Consider the following 20,499-nt stretch of genomic DNA (forward strand, 5'->3'; position numbering starts at 1 on the left):
ACAGCTATCGGTGGCTGAGCTGCTGGCGCGCAACGCCGCGCAGGGGGCCGCGCCCGCTTCCTCCGGTGGCGGTGGACGACGACGACGTAGTGGGCGCGGACTCTCGGTCAACGATCTGACCGGCGAGAACGCGGCGGTCAAGCCGAACTCGCACGCCGCGCCCGCACCGCCCGCGCCGGAACCCCCGCCCGCTTATGTCCCGGCGCCGACCTACGCCCCCGAGCCCGCGCCGAGTTACGAACCGCCCGCGAGTTACCAGCCCGCGCCCTACCCGCCGCCCGGTCCGGCCGAACCGGCCTTCTCGCCGATGTCGGGCCCGATCACCCGATTCGACCCCGATGCGGGGTACTCCGCGCCCGATCCGCGCGATCCACTCGGACTCGCCGAACCGCGACCGTCGTCCGACCCGTTCGGGCCGTTCCGTGCCGAAGCGCGCGATGCCGGTTCTCGTGGGGGAGGCCGCGGTCCGGGTCGCCTCGGTGTTCCCGGCGGTCCCACGCAGCCGGTCGATCCCGGTATCGCCGAGATGTTCGGTTCCGGTGCGCTACCCGCGGTCGGCGGGGGCAGACGGCATCGACCGGATGAGCCCGAGGCCGCCCCGTACGCCGAGCCGCCGAAACCGCCGCCGGTCACCGGTGGCCGGGCCGCGCGCAGGCGAGCCGCCGAAGCCGCGGAAGAGGCCATCGAGGCGAGCCCCGCGCCGGGCCGCCCGTCGTTCGACGCGCCGCTCTACGAGGCGGGCATCGACGCGCCACAGGCATTCATGGGCAGACCGGGGCAGTCGCGTGGATTGGACGCGCTCCCCGACATCGGGCCCGGTTTCGACAATCAGGCCGGATCGGGCTTCGACGAGCATCGGGGCACCGGGTCCTTCGACAGCCGGCCAGGGCCGGGCTTCAACGGCCGGCCGGGCGAGTCTTTCGACGGCAGGCCCGCGTCGGGCTTCAACGGGCGGCCGGGCGAGTCTTTCGACGGTCAGCCGGTCAACGGGCGGCCGGGCGCCGAGCCCGCGCGAGGTTTCAACGGGGCGGGGCGTAACGGCGCCCCCGGGCTGAACGGGCAGCCCGCGCCGGGTCGTGCCGACGCGGCGCAAGCCTTCAACGGATTTCCGCCGCCGGGCGCCGATGCCACCCAGGCCTACAACCTCGCGCCGGGCACCGACGCCCCGCCGGCACGTGGCGCGGATCAGCGCCCCTCGCTGGATCGCCGACGGGGCGAGCCGAAGTCCGGCGGGTTGCCGTCGTGGTCGGCGCGCAGGCATCGTCCGGACAAGAACGCGCCCGCGCCGGAGAGCGGTGGTTTCCCGACGGCCGCGTGGTCGCCGGTCAGCCAGGAGCAGCCGCTGGTGTCCGGGCAGTCGGTGGCCGGGGACCTGCTGCGCCAGCGCGCCGATCGGGGCCCCGACGCCGACGCGCACACCGAGGTCTACCGGGTCGGCGCCGATCAGGTCGACGACGAGGACACCGACGACTACGCCGAGTCCGATTACGTCGACCGCGATTACGTCGACAACGACTACTCCGACGCCGACTACGCCGAATCCGAGTACGACGACGCGGCGTTCGACGATGACGACTACGACGACGACTACGAACCCAAGCCGACCAGGGCGAGCAGGCGCGCCGCGACCAAGGCGGCCGCCGTGACCCTGGCCGACCGGGCGAGGGCGAAGGTGGCGAGCCGGGCCAAGTCGAGGACCGGCAGCGTCGCCGAGTCGCGGGCCGCGAGCAGGTTGTCGGGTAACCGGGCGGGCGGGTCGGTGGCCAGCCGTGCCGCGCGCGTATCGAGCATGGCGCGCGGCGACGGCGACAACGCCAACCGCCGCCAGTGGATGATCCTGGGCGCGCAGAGCGCGGGCGCGGCGGTCGCCGGAATGTTGCTGTTCAAGGGTTTCGAGACCTTGTGGGAGTCGATGGCGTTGGTGGCGCTGGCGCTGGCGACGGTCGTGATCCTCGGTCTGGTGGCGCTGGTTCGCATCCTGCGCCGCACCGACGACATCTTCAGCACCGTGATCGCCGTCGTCGTAGGCGTCTTCGTGACGCTGGGACCGCTAGCCTTTCTCCTCAGTACCAGCTGAATACAGGGAGTGGGCTGTGGGGAACGCACGGGCGGACATCGCGATCGGGCTGTCGACGGCCTCGGTGTATCCGGAGAACACGCAGGCGGCGTTCCGTTATGCCGCCGAATTGGGTTACGACGGTGTGGAATTGATGGTCTGGGCAGAGCCGGCCAGCCAGGACATCGCGACGGTGCAGTCCTACGCGAAGCGCTACGGCGTCCCGGTGCTGGCTGTGCACGCGCCGTGTCTGCTGATCTCCCAACGGGTCTGGGGCGCCGACCCGGTGGCCAAGCTGGAACGCAGCGTGCGGACCGCGGAGGCGCTCGGCGCCGACACCGTGGTGGTGCACCCGCCGTTTCGCTGGCAGCGCCGCTACGCGCGGGGTTTCGCCGATCAGGTCGGTGAGCTCGAGGCGCATCACCCGGTCAAGGTGGCCGTGGAGAACATGTTCCCGATGCGGGCCGACACCCTGTTCCGCGACGGCGCGGTGCGCAGGCTGGAACGGCGCGCGGGTCCCGGCCGCGCGGTGAGCGCGTTCAGCCCTTCCTTCGATCCGACCGACACCGGCTTCGACCACTACACCCTCGACCTCTCGCACACCGCGACCGCGGGCGCCGACGCGCTCGAGCTGGCGCGCCGGATGGGCGAGGGCCTGGTCCACCTGCACCTGGCCGACGGTCGCGGCGCCGCGCACGACGAGCACCTGGTGCCCGGCGACGGCACCCAGCCCTGTGCGCAACTGTGTGAACACCTGATACACACCGGTTTTCGCGGCCACGCGGTCGCCGAGATCAATACCCAGAACGCGCGAACCACCGCCGAACGTTCCACCCAGCTGGCGCGCACCCTCGATTTCGCCCGCCGCCACCTCACCGGCGCGACCCCTGACCCCCAACCTCGCCACGCCGATCTGCCGTAACGGAAGGCACCCGGGGCCCCCTCGAGCGCGCCGGCGCTCCACACACACAGCTCTCAGCTATCCGGACTCGGTCACCCTGATGCGTCACCACCGCTCGCATCCCGCCCCCTGCCCGGCGCGGAATACTTCGAACCCCACCATGCTTGTACGCTGTACGAATTGCTGTGTGCCCCTCGACCAGGAGTGACGATGACGCGAGAACTCGCGACCGACGCGCCGTTCAGCCAGGTCCTCGACCTGACCGAGCTCACCACCACCGATGCCGAGACCGGCCGCTACGCCGGCGTCATCGCGCCCACCTGGACCATCGGCCCCAAAGTCCACGGCGGCACCATGGTCGCGGCCACCGCCGCCGCGGCGACCCGCTGGCTCACCGAGGCCGACGAATCGCTCGCCCGGATGGCGCCCATCGCGGCCAGCACCGACTTCCTCGGCGCCCCCGACCCCGGTGAGGTCGAATACGCGGTGCACATCCGCAAGAAGGGCCGCCAGATCTGCCTGGCCGACGTGGACCTGATCCAGAACGGCCGCACCCTCGTCCGGACCGCGTTCACCTTCGGCCATCTCGACTCCACCGAGACGCGCTGGAGCGGCCCCGACACCGACATGCCCGCCGAGCCGGTCGACGAGGCGTTCCGCTACTCCGCCGATTCGCCGATGGGCAAGATCGTGCACGTCAGCCAGGGCGCCCACATGGTGATCGACCCGACCTGGGGTGAATTCCTGCGCGGCGAGACCGGCCCGCCCCGGCTGCGGCTGTGGATCCGCCCGTTCGACGGCGACGAAGCCGATCCGCGGGCGCGCGCCGCCTTCGCGATGATGGCCGCCGACATCAGCCCGCCGGTGCCGATGAACCTCGGCCACTTCGGGTGGTCGCCGACCGTGCAGATGACCACGTATCTGCGCCGCGTCCCCGCGCCCGGCTGGCTGCGCGTCATCGCGACCGCCCGTGAGGTCGGTGAGCGGATGTTCGACGAGGACCACCTGGTCATCGACTCGACCGGTGCAGTCGTCGCCCAGAGTCGCCAGCTGGCCCTGATCCCGGCGGCACGCTGAAGCGACCGGGCCAACTAACCTTGTCCTCATGACGAGAATTGCGGTGGTCGGTGGCGGTCGGATCGGTGAGGCGCTGGTGGCCGGATTGCTCGAATCCGGTCGGGCGACCAAAGATCTGGTCGTGGTCGAGCCGATCGCCGCGCGCGCCGCGCAGCTGGCCGAGCGCTTCAAGGTGCGGGTGAGCGGTTCGGTCGCCGACGCCGTCGAGGGCGCCGACATCGTGGTGATCGCGGTGAAGCCCGGGGTGGTCGACTCGGTGCTCACCGATCTGTCCAAGGCCGACCTCGACAACGGTCGCGATCAGGTGCTCGTCTCGCTGGCCGCCGGTGTCTCCACCGCCCGGCTGGAGTCGAAACTGCCCGCCGGTTTCCCGGTGGTGCGGGTGATGCCGAACACGCCGATGCTGGTCGGACAGGGTATGAGTGTGCAATCGCCCGGTCGCTACGCCAAGCCGGAGCAGCTAGAGCAGGTCGGCGAGATGCTCGAAGCCGTCGGCAAAGTGGTGACGGTGCCCGAGGCGCAGATGGACGCGGTCACCGCGGTATCCGGTTCGGGACCGGCGTATTTCTTCCTGGTCGTCGAGGCGATGATCGATGCGGGCGTCGGTCTCGGCCTCACCCGCGAGGTGGCCAGCGAACTGGTCGTGCAGACCATGATCGGTTCGGCGGCGCTGCTGGACGAAACCGGGCAGAGCGCGGCCGAGCTCCGCGCCGCGGTCACCTCGCCCGGTGGTACCACCGCCGCGGCACTGCGCGAACTCGAACGAGGCGCGCTGCGCTCGACGTTCACCGAGGCCCTACACGCGGCCAAGCAGCGGTCCGCCGAACAGGGCGCAACGAACGAGTGACAAACGGGTACCCGGTTTGAAAACCGATTTCTCACACCCGTCGCAGTAATCCCACTGGTCCCGCTAAGCTCGTAGAAGCACGTGCGTGTCTGTTCCGCTGGTGGGGAAGCCGGCGGCGCGGGCGTGCCGGAGGTCAATGGTGCCATGATGTCTGCGAACAGAATGTCAAGTAATCCATCGGCGTCGGGCGGTGGTTCGGGTTCGCCCGCGCCGCGGGTCGGCGCCACCCCGCAAACGGTGATCGGCGGTGGCACGCAGTTTCTCACCGTCGCCGAAGTCGCCGATCTCATGCGGGTGTCGAAAATGACGGTGTACCGGCTCGTGCACTCGGGTGAACTGCCCGCGGTGCGTGTCGGACGCTCGTTCCGAGTGCACGCGAAGGCGGTGCACGACTACCTGGAGACGTCGTACTTCGACGCCGGATGAGGTAGTCCGGCCAGGTACAAGGGCGGTTTCGTTGCTGCTCGGGTGCCCCGGTAGCATGGACAACTGGTTCGTGTCCGCCTGCCGGTGGCACCGTTCGTGGTGTCCGGTTGCCCCGGCGGCGCGGACGCCAAACGACGCACGTGAACACCGCGTGTGTATGCCGAGTAGAGAGAACGCGAGGAAACCCTATGGGTTCTGTGATCAAGAAGCGCCGCAAGCGTATGTCGAAGAAGAAGCACCGTAAGCTGCTTCGCCGCACGCGTGTTCAGCGGCGCAAACTCGGCAAGTAAGCCTGCGTACCGCGACGAGCCCGTCACCTTCGAGGTGGCGGGCTCGCGCTGTGAAATACCCGGGTTTGTGAAGCTCACTGGTCGAGGACGGGTCGGCGGTGTTAAAAGCTTGTAGATCGTGACGGCGAGTGGCGCGAATGCGGCTACTCTGGTACGCGAAACACGATGAGCAGGGGGCTTTGAGTGGGGTCAGGTTCGAGTTCCGATACACGGGAACGACACGCACCGAGAGTTGTGCTGGTCACGGGTGCCAGCCGCTTCTTTGGTGGCAATGTCGCGGCACGTCTGGCTGCCGAACCCGGCGTCGAACGTGTCATCGCGGTGGATACCGTGACGCCCAGCCGTGAGCTCCGGCGAAAAATGGGTAGTGCCGAGTTCGTGCGCGCTGATATCCGGAACCCACTGATTCGCAAAGTCGTCGAGGGCAACGACGTCGACACCGTCGTGCACGCGGCTGTGCTCACCCGTCCGCCCGCCGGTGGCGGTCGCGCGGTGATGAAGGATCTCAATGTCCTCGGTGCGATGCAATTGCTCGCCGTCTGTCAGAAAGCGCCGTCGGTGCGCCGTGTGGTCGTGCGATCGTCGTCGGCGGTGTACGGCTGCAGTGCCAAGGATCCGGCGAAATTCACCGAGGAAATGGGCGCGCGCACTCCGCCCGCTGGGTGGTTCGCGCGCGACATGATCGATATCGAGGCGCTGGTGCGTGGAATGGCGCGGCGCAGGCCCGATATTTCCGCGTCGATTCTGCGTTTCGCGCCGATTGTCGGTCCGCGCCTGGCCGACCGGGGCGTGCAATATCTGCGTTCGCCGATCACCCCGACCGTTCTCGGTCGCGAAGCCCGACTGCAATTGCTGCACGAGGAAGACGCGGTCGCGGTGCTGGTGCACGCGGCGCAGCGTGCACACGGTGGCACGGTCAATATCGCCGGTGACGGCGCGCTGGCCATGTCGCAGGCGATCCGCCGTGCCGGGCGCATCGTCGCGCCGGTTCCCTTTTTCGTCTTCCGCACGGTCGGTCGCTCGCTGATGGGCCCGATCATGCGCGGATTCAGTGGCGAACAACCCGACTATTTCTACTTCGGCTGCGGGCTCGACACCACCCGTATGCGAACCGAACTCGGCTTCACCCCACGCTGGACCACGGTCCAGGCGTTCGATGACTTCATCGCGGGCGCAGCGTTGCGGCCCGTCTTCGATCCGGCTTGGATCGACGCCGCGGAACACAAACTGCTCGGCCTCATCGGGGCCGGTACAGGAGCGCGTACATGAACGAGGGAGCGAAAGTCATTCGTCTCGACGTGAATGTCGAGACCCGGCAGCGACCGCAGACCCGGCGATGGCCGGACCAGCCGACGCAGGCGATGCCGGTCACCTCCCTCAGCGAGCGTCGACCGGGAATGCCCGCCCGCCCGCCGAAGTCGCTGACCGACATCGTGCGCGATGCCGTCGGCGAGCAGATCGAACGGACCGCCGAGTTCGCGCGCCGCAGGCTCACCGGCGACTATCAGGTCGACGAGTTCGGCTACGACCGGCACCTGCTCGAATCGGTGATCCTGCCCGCGCTCCGGCCGCTGTCGGACTACTGGTTCCGGGTCGAGGTCGCGGGGATCGAGAACATCCCCGCCGTGGGTGGCGCGCTGCTGGTCGCCAATCACGCGGGCACCGTGCCGATCGACGGGCTGATGCTGCAACTGGCCGTGCACGACAAGCATCCGCATCAGCGGGCGCTGCGGCTGCTGGCCGCCGACCTCATCTTCGAGATGCCGCTGCTCGGCGCGCTGGCACGCAAGGCCGGGCACACGCTGGCCTGCCATCCCGATGCCGAGCGGCTGCTGCGCGCCGGGCACATCGCCGGCGTGTTCCCGGAAGGGTTCAAGGGCGTCGGAAAGAACTACGCCGACCGGTACAAGCTGCAGCGGTTCGGGCGCGGCGGATTCGTGTCGGCGGCGGTGCGGGCCGGGGTGCCGATCATTCCGGTCTCGATCGTCGGTTCCGAGGAGATCTACCCCAAACTCGCCGATATCAAGCCGCTGGCCCGCCTGCTCGGGCTGCCGTACTTCCCGGTGACGCCGTTGTTCCCGCATCTGGGGCTGTTGGGCGCGGTGCCGATGCCGTCCAAGTGGTACATCGAATTCGGTGAGCCGATCGCGACCACGGCGTTCGAGCCGGAAGAGGCCGATGACCCGATGACGATGTTCGAGGTCACCGACCAGGTCCGCGAGACCATCCAGCAAACCCTCTACAAGCTGCTGGCCAAGCGCCGGAACGTGGTTCTGGGCTAGTTGTCGCGGTGGCGGGCTACGACAGCCGCTACCGCTCCACCCGCCGCGCCGAGTGCCAGTGCGGTGGGGACGCCGATCTTGGCTGCCTTGCGGCCGGTGCGGAAATCACGGATTTCCCAGCCGCGGTTCTTCGCGACCTCGCGCAGATCGGAGTCGGGGTTGATCGCGACGGCGGTGCCGACCAGCGACAGCATGGGGACATCGTTGTGGCTGTCGGAGTAGGCGGTGCAGCGCTTGAGGTTGAGCCCTTCGCGGATGGCGAGGGTGCGCACCGCGTGCGCCTTGCCGAGGCCGTGCAGGATGTCGCCGACCAGGCGGCCGGTGAACTTGCCGTCGACACTCTCGGCGACCGTGCCGAGGGCGCCGGTCAGGCCGAGGCGTTTGGCGATCACATTGGCCAGCTCGACCGGGGTGGCCGTCACCAGCCAGACCTGCTGACCGGCGTCGAGGTGCATCTGGGCGAGTGCGCGGGTGCCGGGCCAGATCTTGTCGGCAATGATCTCGTCGTAGATCTCCTCGCCGAGTGCCGCGAGTTCGGCCGTGGGGCGGCCCGCGATGAAGCTGAGCGCCTTCTCCCGGCCCGAGACCATGTCGGAGGAATTCTCCTTGCCGGTGACCCGGAACTTCACCTGCTTCCAGGCGACGTCGACCAGGTCGGAGGTCTTGAAGTACTTGCGCGCGGCCAACCCACGGGCGAAGTGGACGATCGAGGCACCCTGCACGAGGGTGTTGTCGACGTCGAAGAACGCCGCGGCGGTGAGGTCGCGCGGGACCTCGGGGCCCGCGTCGCCGCCCTGCTCGGCGAGCTCGGCATCGTGCAGCTCGAGCGCGGCGTCGGCACTGGCCTCGCCGGCCAGGTTGGCGCGTAGCTCTTCTTCGCTCGGTCCGAACGGGCTGCGTGGCAGCCGTGCGAACTGTTCCTGCAGTTCCTGACCGAGGCGGCTGGGCTGCCACCGCGCAGGGAACTCCCCGAATCGCCCTGCGACGAATCCGGCCCTAGTCACCTTCGAACGTTCCGGCACCAGTACCCTCCGCTAGTCGCGCGAACCATGTCCACAGTAACCGGCTGCACCGACAACCCGCTGCGGGCTCGGGGATTAAATAGGGCTCATGACTAATCCCACACCGACGGTGACCCTGTTGACCCGCGCTGGTTGCGGCATGTGCAGCGCGGCACTGGAGCAATTGCGGATGATCTGTGGTGATTTCGGTCTCCCGGTCGCCACTGTAGACGTCGACGAAGCCGCGGTCAGCGAGCCGGAACTGCGTGCCGAATACGGTGATCGCCTGCCGGTGGTCCTGTTGAACGGCCGTGAACACAGCTATTTCGACGTCGATGAGCCCCGTTTGCGGGCGGACCTGAGCCGGATCGCTGGTCGCGACGGAAAATGAGGCCGAATTCACCGACTTTGTGAACGCCTGCACAAGCGGTTACGGTGGTGACACGCAATCCGCACCGCCGCTCCACGCGGCGGCGGTGGCCGGGTTTGTACCGCCCCTATGGCACCGGTCGCGCTCTCGTAATTGCAGCGACCCACACCGGTGAACGAAACAGAGGAACCGGACCGCGATCAGGCCCGGAACGAGGAGCCGACGACGTGACAGAGCAGCACGAGACGCCGAGTGGCGTCTCCGGCAAGGCTCTTGTGCGGGACATTCCGCAGGCCACGGTGACTCGTCTTGCTACCTATCTCCGGGTTCTCGCCGGGTTGGCCGACGAGGGTGTAGTCATCGTATCGAGTGAGGAACTCGCTGTCGCGGCGGGTGTCAATTCGGCGAAGCTGCGCAAGGATCTTTCCTTCCTCGGACCCAACGGTGTGCGGGGTGTCGGCTATGACGTAGCCAAGTTGCGCACCAGGATCGAAGATGTGCTCGGACTGTCGCAGGGACATCGGGTAGTGCTGATCGGCGCGGGCAATCTGGGCCGCGCGCTGGTCGGTTACGGCGGATTCGGGGTACGAGGCTTCACCGTGGTCGGGATCTTCGACAACGACCCGTCGGTGATCGGCCAGTCGTACGCCGGTCTCGTCGTGCGCGATGTCGAGCAGCTGACCGCGCAGATCCCGGCGCTGACGCCGACGATCGCGGTGGTGGCCGTGCCCGACGAAGCCGCCCAGGACGTGTGTGACCGGCTCGTCGACGCCGGACTGCCGTCGATTCTGAGTTTCGCGCCGCTGGAACTGCGCGCGCCCGCCCATGTCCAGGTCCGCCGCGTCGACCTGGCGATGGAACTGCAGATGCTGTCCTTCGATGCCGCGCGCAACGACGCGCCCGCGCTGCCCGAGATCGCCGAGGTCGGCTCCGGCCGCGTCGCGCGCCGGGTACCGCCGCCGAACCACCTCACCCATGCCGCACCGGTCGAACCGGCCCGCGGCAGGCCGACGCGGCGTACCGCGCCGCATTCGGCCACGCCCCACTCGGCAACGGAGCCAAGCACCAAGGGATCGGTGATCACGCCATGAGCGAGCGCCAGCGAGCTAAACAGCGACACGGCGTGCGGACACGCATGGCGGGACAGAGCGCCGGCGAGGTGCGGTCATGAGTGTTCTGCTGGTCGGGATTTCGCACCGGAGCGCCCCCGTGTCGGTGCTGGAGAAGGTGGCCATCAGTGAGGCCGATCGGCCGAAGCTGGTGGATCGGCTGCTCGCCTCCAGTCACGTGTCGGAGGCGATGATCGTCTCCACCTGCAACCGGGTCGAGGTCTACGCGGTCGTCGACGCCTTCCACGGCGGACTCGGCGAGGTGAGCGAACTGCTCACCAAGCATTCCGGACTGCCGCTGGGCGATCTCACCAAGCACGCCTACGTGCGCTACAGCGAGGCCGCGGCCGAGCATCTGTTCGCGGTCGCCAGCGGCTTGGACTCGATGGTCGTCGGCGAGCAGCAGGTGCTCAGCCAGATTCGCAGCGCCTACGCCAGCGCCGACGGTCAGCAGGCGGTCGGGCGCACCCTGCACGAGCTGGCTCAGCACGGGTTGCGGGTCGGCAAGCGGGTGCACTCGGAGACCGGGATCGACCGGGCCGGTGCCTCGGTGGTGTCGGTGGCGCTGGATCGGGCGCGCGGTGTCGTGGGCGATCTCGCCGGACGGACCGCCGTGGTGGTCGGTGCGGGCGCGATGGGCGGGCTGGCCGTCGCGCATCTGTCGCGGGCCGGGATCGGGCGCATCATCGTCGTCAACCGGACCCTCGAACGCGCACAGCGTCTCGCCGAAACCGGGCGCACCATGCACGGTGTCGAGGCCGAGGCGGTCGAGATGTCGCGGCTCACCGAGGCCATGGCGGGTACCGATGTCGTGATCACCTGTACGGGCGCGGTCGGGTCCGTGGTGACTCTGGCCGATACCCATCGCGCGCTCGCGGGCCGGGCGCGCACCGACGCCGCCGAGCGTCCCCTGGTCTTCTGCGATCTGGGCCTGCCCCGCGATGTGGAGCACGCCGTGGCAGGCCTGCCCGGCGTCGCCGTCATCGACATCGAATCGCTGCAGCGCGATCCGGCCGCGGGAGCCGCGGCAGACGACACCGCCGCCGCGCGCGTCATCGTCGCCGACGAACTCGCCAAATACCTTGCCGGGCAACGCATGGCGGAGGTCACCCCTACGGTGGCCGCGCTGCGTCAGCGTGCCGCCGATGTGGTGGAGGCCGAACTGCTCCGCCTCGATTCACGGCTGCCCGACCTGGCCGACCCGGCCCGCGACGAGGTGGCGCGCACGGTGCGCCGCGTCGTCGACAAGTTGCTGCACGCGCCGACCGTGCGGGTGAAGCAGCTGGCATCGACTCCGGGCGGCGACAGCTACGCCGAAGCGTTGCGTGAGCTGTTCGAACTGAAACCTGGTGCGGTACAAGCGGTTGCCGCGCCGATGGAGGTCGCCGCGGCGGAGTCCGCGCTGGCCGACGACTTCACCGCAGGCCACCTCGGCGATGGGCCGTCACGCTTGACCGAGTCAAGACCCGACACAGGCAGCATGCGAAACCACGCAGCGCCGCTCGGGCATGCGCAGGAGGAAACCGCATGACCACGACAGTGCAGGAAGAGGACACCGTGACCGCAGGCAGCCCCAGTGCGCCGTGGCGGATCGGCACGCGCGGCAGTCTGCTCGCGCTGACACAGGCGGGCACCATCCGTGATGCGCTGATCGCGGCGGGGCAGCCCGCCGAACTGGTGGTCATCAAGACACCGGGCGATCTGTCCTCGGATCCGGTGCAGAAGATCGGTGTCGGGGTGTTCACCTCCGCGCTGCGCGACGAGCTCGCCGCGGGCGGCATCGACATCGCGGTGCATTCCTATAAGGACCTCCCCACCGCGCAGGACCCGCGCTTCACCATCGCCGCGATCCCGCCGCGCGAGGACCCGCGCGACGCGCTGGTGGCTCGTGACGGCATGGTGCTCGGCGAACTGCCCGCCGGCGCTCGCGTCGGGACCTCGGCCCCGCGCCGCGCCGCGCAGCTGCGCGCACTCGGCCTCGGCCTCGACATCCTTCCGCTGCGCGGCAATATCGACTCCCGCCTGCGCAAGGTGAGCGAGGGCGAACTCGACGCGATCGTCATCGCCCGCGCCGGCCTGTGCCGGATCGGGCGCACCGACGAGATCACCGAATCGCTCGAACCGGTGCAGATGCTGCCCGCCCCCTCGCAGGGCGCGCTCGCGGTCGAATGCCGCAGTGACGACCCGCAATTGATCGAGGTACTCGCCGGTCTGGACGATGCCGCGACCAGAGCCGCGGTGCTCGCCGAGCGTTCGCTGCTCGGTGAGCTCGAGGCAGGCTGCACCGCACCGATCGGAGCGCTCGCCGAGATCGTCGAGTCGATCGACGAGGACGGCCGGATCTTCGACGAACTCTCGCTGCGCGCCTGTGCCGCCGCGATCGACGGCTCCGATGTCCTACGCGCCTCGATCGTCGGCGCGCCGAAAGACGCGGCCGAACTCGGTCGCACGCTGGCGCGCGAACTGCTGGACCTGGGTGCTCGCGCATTGCTGAGCGTCACAGACGAACCGGCGCCCACCGACTTCACTAATTCCAGCCCGATGGAGAACAACCGATGAGCAGCAGCCGAGCTACCAAGAAGCAACCAGGGCGGATCCTTTTCGTCGGATCCGGCCCCGGCGACCCGGCCCTGCTGACCGTACGTGCCCGTGAGGTGCTCGAGCGGGCGATGCTGGCGTTCACCGACCCCGATGTCGACAAGGGCGTGCTCGCCCTGATCGGTAGCGCGGTCGAGGTGGGCGAGGACGGCGAGAGCCCGGTCGACGTGCGCCCCGCCCTCGGCGAACCCGCCGAGGTGGCCAAGACGCTGATCGCCGAGGCGCGCAACGGTCACGACGTGGTCCGCATCGTCACCGGCGACCCGTTGACCACCGATTCGGTGATCAACGAGGTCAACGCCGTCACCCGCTCGCACATGGTGTTCGAGGTGCTGCCGGGCCTGCCCAACGGCTCGGCCGTGCCCAGCTACGCGGGCATCGCGCTGGGCTCCGGGCACACCGAGGCCGATGTGCGCGGCGAGGTCGACTGGTCGGCGCTGGCCGCCGCCCCCGGCCCGCTGGTGCTGCACGCCACCTCCGGTCACCTGGCCGAGACCGCCAGCGCGCTGGTGGAACACGGTATGGCGCCGCAGACGCCGGTCGCGGTCACCGTGCGTGGCACCACTCGGCAGCAGCGCACCATCGAGGCCACGCTGGCCTCGCTGAACAACGCCGCGTCCGAGCTCGTCGGCCCGCTGGTCGTGACGGTCGGCAAGGAAGTCGACAAGCGCGCCAAGATGTCGTGGTGGGAGTCGCGTGCCCTCTACGGCTGGACCGTGCTCGTCCCGCGCACCAAGGATCAGGCGGGGGAGATGAGCGAGCGGCTCGTCACCCACGGCGCGATCCCGATCGAGGTGCCGACCATCGCGGTGGAGCCGCCGCGCAGCCCCGCCCAGATGGAACGGGCCGTGAAGGGTCTGGTCGACGGGCGCTACCAGTGGGTGGTGTTCACCTCCACCAACGCGGTGCGCGCGGTGTGGGAGAAGTTCGCCGAGTTCGGTCTGGACGCTCGCGCGTTCTCCGGTGTGAAGATCGCCTGTGTCGGTGAGGCCACCGCGGAGCGGGTGCGCTCCTTCGGTATCAACCCCGAACTGGTGCCCAGCGGCGAACAGTCCTCCGAGGGCCTGCTCGCCGACTTCCCGCCCTACGACGACGTGTTCGATCCGGTGAACCGGGTGCTGCTGCCCCGCGCCGACATCGCCACCGAGACCCTGGCCGAGGGCCTGCGTGAGCGCGGCTGGGAGATCGACGACGTCACCGCCTACCGCACGGTGCGCGCCTCGCCGCCGCCCGCGGAGACCCGCGAGATGATCAAGACCGGCGGTTTCGACGCGGTCCTGTTCACCTCGTCCTCCACGGTGCGCAACCTGGTCGGTATCGCGGGCAAGCCGCACGCTCGCACCATCGTGGCCTGCATCGGCCCGAAGACCGCGGAGACCGCGATCGAGTTCGGTCTGCGTGTGGACGTGCAGCCCGAGACCGCTCAGGTGGGCCCACTGGTGGAGGCACTGGCCGAGCACGCGTCGCGCCTGCGCGCCGAGGGCCTGCTGCCGCCGCCGCGCAAGAAGAGCCGCCGCAGCAGCAGCCGCTGATCTCAGCAGATACCCCGAAAGCCCGCCCGCGACGGCGGGCTTTCGGCGTATCAGGGTCACCGGCTGTAGCGCAGCAGTGTGCGCACGAGCCGGCAGGTGGCATCGGACGGCGGGCGGATGTCGATCTTCTCGGCGGTGCGCCGGATCGTGTCGTTGGTGGCCTGATTGGGTAGGTACACACCGGAATCCAGCAGCGCGATCGTCAACCGCATGGCCTTGAGCCGACGGTTGTGCGCCACGTACCAGCGGCGCGGACGGCCCGCGGGCAGTCGCTTCTTCTCGAGCGGCACGTACGGCGCGGTGATGAAAGTGGTCTGAGCGGCAATGGCATTCATTCGGCGTCCTCCCGTTGCGTTAGGGTCCCGCCCCCGATCGTCGGAACCCTCGAACACGCTTTCGATTATACCGAGGGGCACCGACAGGTTTCGTCGATCTCTCGCGGAAGCCATTGAGCTCCAGTGGGTTTCGATGTTATCCACAGGTTCGCCGCGACCGGTCGCCGACCTCGGCGAAGCGCCGCGCGTGGTGATTCGCGGGTAGCTGTCGGACCGCTGTGGTCTAGTAGCGCAAGGCAACCCGGGGAGAGGCGATGACGGTGGACGAGATCGACAAGCGGCTCGGCGCGCACGTCGCGGCGGACGAACTGCTCGGCCTGGCATGGCTCGTGGCGACCGGAGACGACATCACCACCGGCGCGATCGGCCATCTCGACGCCACCCGCGCCACCCCGATGCGCACCGACACGATCTTCCGGATCTCCTCGATGACCAAACCGCTCACCGCGGCGGCGGCCTCGATTCTGATCGACGACGGCCTGCTCGATCCGGCCGAACCGGTCGACCGGCTGCTCCCGGAACTCGCCGGCTTACGTGTGCTCGCGCACCCCACCGCCGAAGTCACCGACACTGTCGCGGCGAACCGCCCGATCACCGTCGACGACCTGCTCACCTTCCGCCTCGGCTGGGGCATGGATTTCGCCGACTTCTCACCCAAGCCGTTCGACGCCGCCTGGAGTGCCCTCGACCTCGGCTGGGGCCCGCCGACGCCCGCCCGGATGTTGCCTCCGGACACCTGGCTGCGACGACTCGGCACCCTGCCGCTGCAGTACCAGCCCGGCGAACGCTGGCTCTACCACGTCGGCGCGCCGATCCTCGGCTTCCTGGTCGCCAGAGCAGCGAACAAACCGCTCTCGGAATTCCTGGCCGAGCGCGTCCTGCGCCCGCTCGGCATGACCGACACCGGTTTCTCCGTCCCGCCCGGCAAGCTGGCCCGATTCGGCCCGCATTATTCGGAAACAGACGGCGCCCGCACCGTCTTCGACCCCGCCGACGGCCAATGGAGCACTCCACCGGCCTTCGAAGGGGGTGGTGACGGCTTGGTCTCCACCCTCGCCGACTACTACCGCTTCGCCCGCATGCTGCGCGCCGGCGGCGAACTCGACGGCACCCGCGTGCTGTCCGAACAAGCCGTCGCGGCCATGACCACCAACCACCTCACCGCCGAGCAACTGGCCCGCGGCGGACCCGGCCCCGGCGACAGCGCGGGGTGGGGTTACGGCGTCGGCGTCCAGCTACGCGACCAACCCGACGGCCCACGCGCAGGTGCCTACGGCTGGGCAGGCGGTCTCGGCTCGACCTGGTCCAACGACGGCGCGGTGACGGCGATCCTGCTCACCAACGAAACCTGGAGTTCGGCGGGCCCGTCCCCGGTCTTCGCAACTTTCGAGCAGATTCTGGGCGAAACCGCCCGCCGTCGCGACCCGTCGTAGGCGCTGCGGCGACCATCGGGGGTCAGGCGTATTCTGCGGGCTATGACCGCTTTCGACCGCCCGCGGCGGTTGCGCAGGACACCCGCATTGCGTCGACTCGTCGCCGAGACCACGCTGCAGCCGCGTCAGCTGGTGCTGCCGATGTTCGTGGCCGACGGACTCGACGAGCCGCGGGAGATCAGCTCGATGCCGGGGGTCTATCAGCACACGCTGGACTCGCTGCGCAAGGCCGCCGTGGAATCGGTGGCCGCCGGGGTGGGCGGGCTGATGCTGTTCGGGGTGCCGCTGCCCGAGGACAAGGACGCCACCGGCAGCCAGGCCAGTGATCCGAACGGGATCCTGAACCGCGGTCTGCGCGCGCTGGCCGAAGAGGTCGGGGACGCGACGGTCATCATGGCCGACACCTGCCTCGACGAATTCACCGATCACGGCCACTGCGGGGTCATCGGCACCGATGGCGCGGTCGACAACGACGCCACCCTGCACCGCTACGTGGAGATGGCGCTGTCGCAGGCCGAGGCCGGTGCCGATCTGCTCGGAACCAGCGGCATGATGGACGGACAGGTCGGCGCGATCCGGCGTGGGCTCGACGCCGTCGGGCGCACCGACACCGCCATCCTCGCCTACGCGGCCAAGTACGCCTCGGCCTTCTACGGCCCCTTCCGTGAGGCCGTCGGCTCGTCGCTGGAAGGCGATCGCCGCACCTACCAGCAGGATCCGGCCAACCGCCGCGAATCGCTGCGCGAACTCGACCTCGACCTCGCCGAGGGCGCCGACATCGTGATGGTGAAGCCCGCGATGTCCTACCTCGACATCCTGCGCGACGTCGCCGACCGGTCGACCGTCCCCGTCGCGGCCTATCAGATCTCCGGCGAGTACGCGATGATCACCGCCGCCGCCGAGCGTGGCTGGATCGATCGCCGGGCCTCGATCCTGGAGTCGCTGATCGGCATCCGGCGGGCAGGCGCGGACATCGTGCTCACCTACTGGGCGACCGAGGCAGCACACTGGCTGTCGTGATCGTTCCGCCGAACAAACCCGAAACCCTTCCCATGCCGGAGGACGTCGGCACCGCCCGTCAACTGTGGTGGGGAATCGCAGGCCTCGGTGTCGTCTACACCTTCGCCAGCGTCATCACCATGGCCGGGGAGCGCGACAAGCTCAGCAAGCAGTTCCTCGACGAGATGCACAAGTCGGATCCGAGCATCCCCGCGTCTACCGTCGACGCGATTGTGCTCGTGGCTTTCGGGTTGACCGCGCTGGTTGGGGTGCTGCTGGCCGGTGTCACGGTGGCCATCGCGCATCAGCTCGGCCGTGGCAAGAGCTGGGCGCGCACGGTGCTCACGGTTGTCGCGATCTGGCTCGGACTCGGCGCCGTCGCCACCATGTTCAGCTTCTCCGCGGTCGCCAATCCCGCGACGATCGTGGCCGGTGGCTCGGCGATCGTGCAGGGCGTGCTCGCCGCGGGGGCCGCGTTCCTCAGCTACCGGCCGGAGTCGACGAAGTACTTCCAGTCCCGCCGCAAGTGACACTGCGCAGTGTATGGTGAGGATTATCACACCGGCTGAGCGCCGGGGGAGCGGAGGCAATGATGCGCGTGGTGATCGAGCAACCACACAGCCTGCGACGCGATCTGTTGGTGATCGGGCTGATGGTTGTGCTCACCCTCGCCGTCATCGCGCTGATTCTGGTACCGAGCCTGGTCGGCTGATTCGATCCCGCCCCTGGCAGGATCGCAGGAATGAGACGCTGGATCGCGCTGTTCGAACTCGGCTTCGCCGTGCTCTTCCTTGCCTGCGCGGTCGTCAGCTGGCGTGCCGCACGGCGCACGACCGAATTCGTCGGCACCGATGAGCACCCCGGGTTCGTGGCGGTGCGCTACGTGCCGCCGTTGTTGTTGCTCGCCTGTGCGCTGGTGATCGTGAGCGGGGTGCTGGTGATCGATGTCGTCACCAGGATCTACCGCGGATCTGTAGCACCGCGCGGCGTCGAACCGATGATCTAGAGGAAGCCGAATTCCGATGTGTGCGTGGGGGTTCGGGACGCGAGCTCGCACCGCGGGCTCCCTCGAGGAGGAATCGATGACCAGACTGACCGCAGGAATCTGTACCGTCGCCGCCGCTGTGGCGACCATCGCGCTGGCCGCGGCGCCCGCCCAGGCGGCCCCCGGGCTGCCGCTCACCCCGATGACCGCCGAGCCGGCCGCCGACGGTTTCGCTCCGGAGACCGGCTCGAGCGGCATCTACAACGGCATCATGTGCCAGCTGCACACGATCTCGGCCGAAGTGCCCTGCATGTACACCTGATCAGCTGGTCCACTGCTGGTAGACGTCGACGATGCGGCCGCCGCGCGTGCCGGGCGCGTTCAGGAAGATGGAGACGGTGCCGTCGGGATGGGCCGCCGCTTCCGTCACCACCTGACGCAGGGTGGCGCGGATGCCGCCGTCGGCGTCGCGGTACAGATCGCTGTCGGTGTGCAGACCCGCGCCGATCCGATTGGCGGGTACGAGCATCGCGGTGATCGCCGGAATGGGCCCCGACCCGAGGGCCGCGGTCTCCTCGTGGCTGAGTTGGGCACCGATCCGATCGGGCTGGGCCTGCGGTGCGAACGCGGTGGCAGAACCCGCGCCCAATAGCACTCCCGCCGCGACGAACCCTGTGCCAAGGGCAGTGCTGGTGACGCCGAAACGCATGAAATACCCTCTCGCTGATACCTGATTTCCCTATGGCTCAGGTGCTGAGCCGCCCGGAGCGTAGTCGCAGGCCAATGGGCCTAGATCGAATTCTTTCCGGGATCGGGGCGGCGTGTCGGGCGTGTCGTCGGTGGGTCGCTGCGGTCTGGGTCACTGTGCTCCACCCTGTCGTCCGGCGTGCCGAGGCGAACTGAGACACTGGAATCCGTGAGTCTTACGCAGGTACCGGTTTCGGCCCAGCTCTTCGAGCGGGCGGCCGCCGTGATCCCGGGTGGCGTCAATTCCCCGGTTCGTGCGTTCAACTCGGTCGGCGGCACGCCGCGGTTCATCACCTCCGCGAGCGGCTACACGCTCATCGACGCCGACGGCAACGACTACGTCGACCTGGTGTGCTCATGGGGGCCGATGATCCTCGGTCACGCCCACCCCGCCGTCGTCGAGGCCGTGCAGAAGGCCGCGACGAGCGGACTGTCGTTCGGTGCGCCGACCGAGGCCGAGATCGAGCTGGCCGAGGCCATCGCCGCCCGCGTCGATCCCGTCGAGCGGGTCCGCCTGGTGAACTCCGGTACCGAGGCCACGATGAGCGCGGTCCGCTTGGCCCGCGGTTTCACCGGCCGATCCAAGATCATCAAATTCTCCGGCTGCTACCACGGTCACGTCGACGCGTTGCTGGCCGACGCGGGCTCCGGTGTCGCGACCCTCGGCCTGCCGACCTCGCCCGGCGTCACCGGCGCGCAGGCCGCCGACACCATCGTGCTGCCCTACAACGACCTCGCCGCCGTCGCCGCCGCCTTCGACGCGCACCCCGGCCAGATCGCGTGCGTCATCACCGAGGCCGCCGCGGGCAACATGGGCGCGGTCGCGCCGCTGCCCGGCTTCAACGAAGGCCTGCGCACCCTCGCCCACGACAACGGCGCGCTGCTGATCATGGACGAGGTGATGACCGGATTCCGGGTCAGCGCGTCAGGTTGGTACGGCCGCGAAGGCGTCGCCGGTGACCTCTACACCTTCGGCAAGGTGATGAGCGGTGGCCTGCCCGCCGCCGCGTTCGGCGGTCGCGCCGAGATCATGAACAACCTCGCCCCGCTCGGCCCGGTGTATCAGGCGGGCACGTTGTCCGGTAACCCCGTCGCCGTCGCCGCGGGCCTGGCGACCCTGCGTGCGGCCGACGACGAGGTGTACGCGGCGCTGGACCGCAATGCCGATCGTCTGGGCGCGTTGTTCGCGAAAGCCCTGACAGAGGCCGGTGTCGAGCATCAAGTCCAGTTCGCAGGCAATATGGTGAGCGTGTTCTTCGCCGAGCGTCCGGTGACCGATTACGCCGCCGCCAAAGCGAGCCAGACCTGGCGTTACCCTGCCTTCTTCCACGCCCTGCTCGACGCGGGCGTGTACGCGCCGCCGAGCGCGTTCGAGGCATGGTTCGTCTCCGCGGCACTCGACGAGGACGCGTTCGACCGTATCGCCGCCGCTCTGCCCGCCGCCGCCCTCGCGGCCGCGGCCGCAACCCCCGAAGGATCCCCAGCGTGAGCTCCGACCAGCCCGACGCAGA

General features: G+C 69.1%; 23 protein-coding genes. 20 read left to right on the forward strand and 3 right to left on the reverse strand.

What is annotated here, in order from left to right:
- Positions 1-10: 10 nt before the first annotated feature.
- The 8 genes from ACWF99_RS22530 (at position 11) to ACWF99_RS22565 (ending at position 7,879) form a co-directional block, all read left to right on the forward strand.
- Entirely contained in the window at positions 11-2,077 is a 2,067-nt protein-coding gene (locus ACWF99_RS22530; protein ID WP_452537288.1) for a hypothetical protein, read from the forward strand.
- Positions 2,078-2,093: 16 nt separating this feature from the next.
- Positions 2,094-2,978 carry a sugar phosphate isomerase/epimerase family protein gene (locus ACWF99_RS22535; protein ID WP_378634133.1) on the forward strand — a complete coding sequence of 295 codons (885 nt, stop codon included), beginning with the start codon at positions 2,094-2,096 and terminating at the stop codon, positions 2,976-2,978.
- Between the two features lie 189 nt (positions 2,979-3,167).
- A complete protein-coding gene (locus ACWF99_RS22540) occupies positions 3,168-4,034 on the forward strand; it encodes a thioesterase family protein (protein ID WP_452537289.1) in 867 nt (288 codons plus the stop codon).
- Between the two features lie 28 nt (positions 4,035-4,062).
- Positions 4,063-4,881, forward strand: a complete 819-nt coding sequence (proC, locus tag ACWF99_RS22545) for a pyrroline-5-carboxylate reductase (protein WP_378634139.1) — start codon at positions 4,063-4,065, stop codon at positions 4,879-4,881.
- A 144-nt stretch (positions 4,882-5,025) separates the two neighbouring features.
- Positions 5,026-5,307, forward strand: coding sequence for a helix-turn-helix domain-containing protein (locus ACWF99_RS22550; protein WP_228537168.1), 282 nt, complete (start codon positions 5,026-5,028; stop codon positions 5,305-5,307).
- A gap of 188 nt (positions 5,308-5,495) precedes the next feature.
- Positions 5,496-5,597 carry a 30S ribosomal protein bS22 gene (locus tag ACWF99_RS22555; protein WP_003402602.1) on the forward strand — a complete coding sequence of 34 codons (102 nt, stop codon included), beginning with the start codon at positions 5,496-5,498 and terminating at the stop codon, positions 5,595-5,597.
- Positions 5,598-5,831: 234 nt separating this feature from the next.
- Positions 5,832-6,866 carry an NAD-dependent epimerase/dehydratase family protein gene (locus tag ACWF99_RS22560; protein WP_378634143.1) on the forward strand — a complete coding sequence of 345 codons (1,035 nt, stop codon included), beginning with the start codon at positions 5,832-5,834 and terminating at the stop codon, positions 6,864-6,866.
- Entirely contained in the window at positions 6,863-7,879 is a 1,017-nt protein-coding gene (locus ACWF99_RS22565; protein WP_378634145.1) for a lysophospholipid acyltransferase family protein, read from the forward strand. The genes ACWF99_RS22560 and ACWF99_RS22565 overlap by 4 nt, the downstream gene beginning before the upstream one ends.
- Here ACWF99_RS22565 and ACWF99_RS22570 read toward each other — a convergent pair.
- Entirely contained in the window at positions 7,876-8,901 is a 1,026-nt protein-coding gene (locus tag ACWF99_RS22570; RefSeq protein WP_378634148.1) for an HAD family hydrolase, read from the reverse strand. The genes ACWF99_RS22565 and ACWF99_RS22570 overlap by 4 nt on opposite strands.
- An 88-nt stretch (positions 8,902-8,989) precedes the next feature.
- Here ACWF99_RS22570 and ACWF99_RS22575 point away from each other — a divergent pair, with 88 nt between their 5' ends.
- The 5 genes from ACWF99_RS22575 to ACWF99_RS22595 all read left to right on the forward strand — a co-directional run bounded on the left by ACWF99_RS22575 (position 8,990) and on the right by ACWF99_RS22595 (position 14,489).
- Entirely contained in the window at positions 8,990-9,271 is a 282-nt protein-coding gene (locus ACWF99_RS22575; protein WP_378634150.1) for a glutaredoxin family protein, read from the forward strand.
- Positions 9,272-9,477: 206 nt separating this feature from the next.
- Positions 9,478-10,341: a redox-sensing transcriptional repressor Rex gene (locus ACWF99_RS22580; protein ID WP_378634153.1), complete on the forward strand. Its 864-nt coding sequence runs from the start codon at positions 9,478-9,480 to the stop codon at positions 10,339-10,341.
- A gap of 76 nt (positions 10,342-10,417) precedes the next feature.
- Positions 10,418-11,890, forward strand: coding sequence for a glutamyl-tRNA reductase (locus tag ACWF99_RS22585; RefSeq protein WP_378634157.1), 1,473 nt, complete (start codon positions 10,418-10,420; stop codon positions 11,888-11,890).
- On the forward strand, positions 11,887-12,918 hold the full coding sequence (hemC, locus tag ACWF99_RS22590) for a hydroxymethylbilane synthase (protein WP_378634160.1): 1,032 nt from the start codon (positions 11,887-11,889) through the stop codon (positions 12,916-12,918). The genes ACWF99_RS22585 and hemC overlap by 4 nt, the downstream gene beginning before the upstream one ends.
- The gene (locus tag ACWF99_RS22595) at positions 12,915-14,489 is read left to right on the forward strand and encodes a bifunctional uroporphyrinogen-III C-methyltransferase/uroporphyrinogen-III synthase (protein ID WP_378634163.1); all 1,575 of its coding nucleotides are present in this window, start codon (positions 12,915-12,917) and stop codon (positions 14,487-14,489) included. Before hemC ends, ACWF99_RS22595 begins: the two co-directional genes overlap by 4 nt.
- Before the next feature lie 56 nt (positions 14,490-14,545).
- Here ACWF99_RS22595 and ACWF99_RS22600 read toward each other — a convergent pair whose 3' ends face one another.
- Positions 14,546-14,824 carry a hypothetical protein gene (locus ACWF99_RS22600; protein WP_364403472.1) on the reverse strand — a complete coding sequence of 93 codons (279 nt, stop codon included), beginning with the start codon at positions 14,822-14,824 and terminating at the stop codon, positions 14,546-14,548.
- A gap of 254 nt (positions 14,825-15,078) precedes the next feature.
- Between ACWF99_RS22600 and ACWF99_RS22605 the strand changes: the two genes are divergently transcribed.
- The 6 genes from ACWF99_RS22605 (at position 15,079) to ACWF99_RS22630 (ending at position 18,563) form a co-directional block, all read left to right on the forward strand.
- On the forward strand, positions 15,079-16,257 hold the full coding sequence (locus ACWF99_RS22605; RefSeq protein ID WP_452537290.1) for a serine hydrolase domain-containing protein: 1,179 nt from the start codon (positions 15,079-15,081) through the stop codon (positions 16,255-16,257).
- A gap of 42 nt (positions 16,258-16,299) precedes the next feature.
- Positions 16,300-17,277 carry a porphobilinogen synthase gene (hemB, locus tag ACWF99_RS22610; RefSeq protein WP_378634168.1) on the forward strand — a complete coding sequence of 326 codons (978 nt, stop codon included), beginning with the start codon at positions 16,300-16,302 and terminating at the stop codon, positions 17,275-17,277.
- Positions 17,274-17,786, forward strand: coding sequence for a hypothetical protein (locus ACWF99_RS22615; RefSeq protein ID WP_452537291.1), 513 nt, complete (start codon positions 17,274-17,276; stop codon positions 17,784-17,786). The genes hemB and ACWF99_RS22615 overlap by 4 nt, the downstream gene beginning before the upstream one ends.
- Positions 17,787-17,845: 59 nt before the next feature.
- Positions 17,846-17,968, forward strand: a complete 123-nt coding sequence (locus ACWF99_RS22620) for a hypothetical protein (RefSeq protein WP_378634173.1) — start codon at positions 17,846-17,848, stop codon at positions 17,966-17,968.
- Between the two features lie 30 nt (positions 17,969-17,998).
- Positions 17,999-18,262, forward strand: coding sequence for a hypothetical protein (locus ACWF99_RS22625; RefSeq protein ID WP_378634175.1), 264 nt, complete (start codon positions 17,999-18,001; stop codon positions 18,260-18,262).
- Positions 18,263-18,338: 76 nt separating this feature from the next.
- The gene (locus ACWF99_RS22630) at positions 18,339-18,563 is read left to right on the forward strand and encodes a hypothetical protein (RefSeq protein ID WP_378634178.1); all 225 of its coding nucleotides are present in this window, start codon (positions 18,339-18,341) and stop codon (positions 18,561-18,563) included.
- Here ACWF99_RS22630 and ACWF99_RS22635 read toward each other — a convergent pair whose 3' ends face one another.
- Positions 18,564-18,950, reverse strand: coding sequence for a hypothetical protein (locus ACWF99_RS22635; RefSeq protein ID WP_378634181.1), 387 nt, complete (start codon positions 18,948-18,950; stop codon positions 18,564-18,566). It lies immediately after the preceding gene.
- 207 nt (positions 18,951-19,157) lie between these two features.
- Between ACWF99_RS22635 and hemL the strand changes: the two genes are divergently transcribed.
- Positions 19,158-20,477: a glutamate-1-semialdehyde 2,1-aminomutase gene (hemL, locus tag ACWF99_RS22640; RefSeq protein ID WP_452537292.1), complete on the forward strand. Its 1,320-nt coding sequence runs from the start codon at positions 19,158-19,160 to the stop codon at positions 20,475-20,477.
- The last annotated feature ends 22 nt before the right edge of the window (positions 20,478-20,499 follow it).

The sequence above is a fragment of the Nocardia sp. NPDC055002 genome (assembly GCF_053608825.1).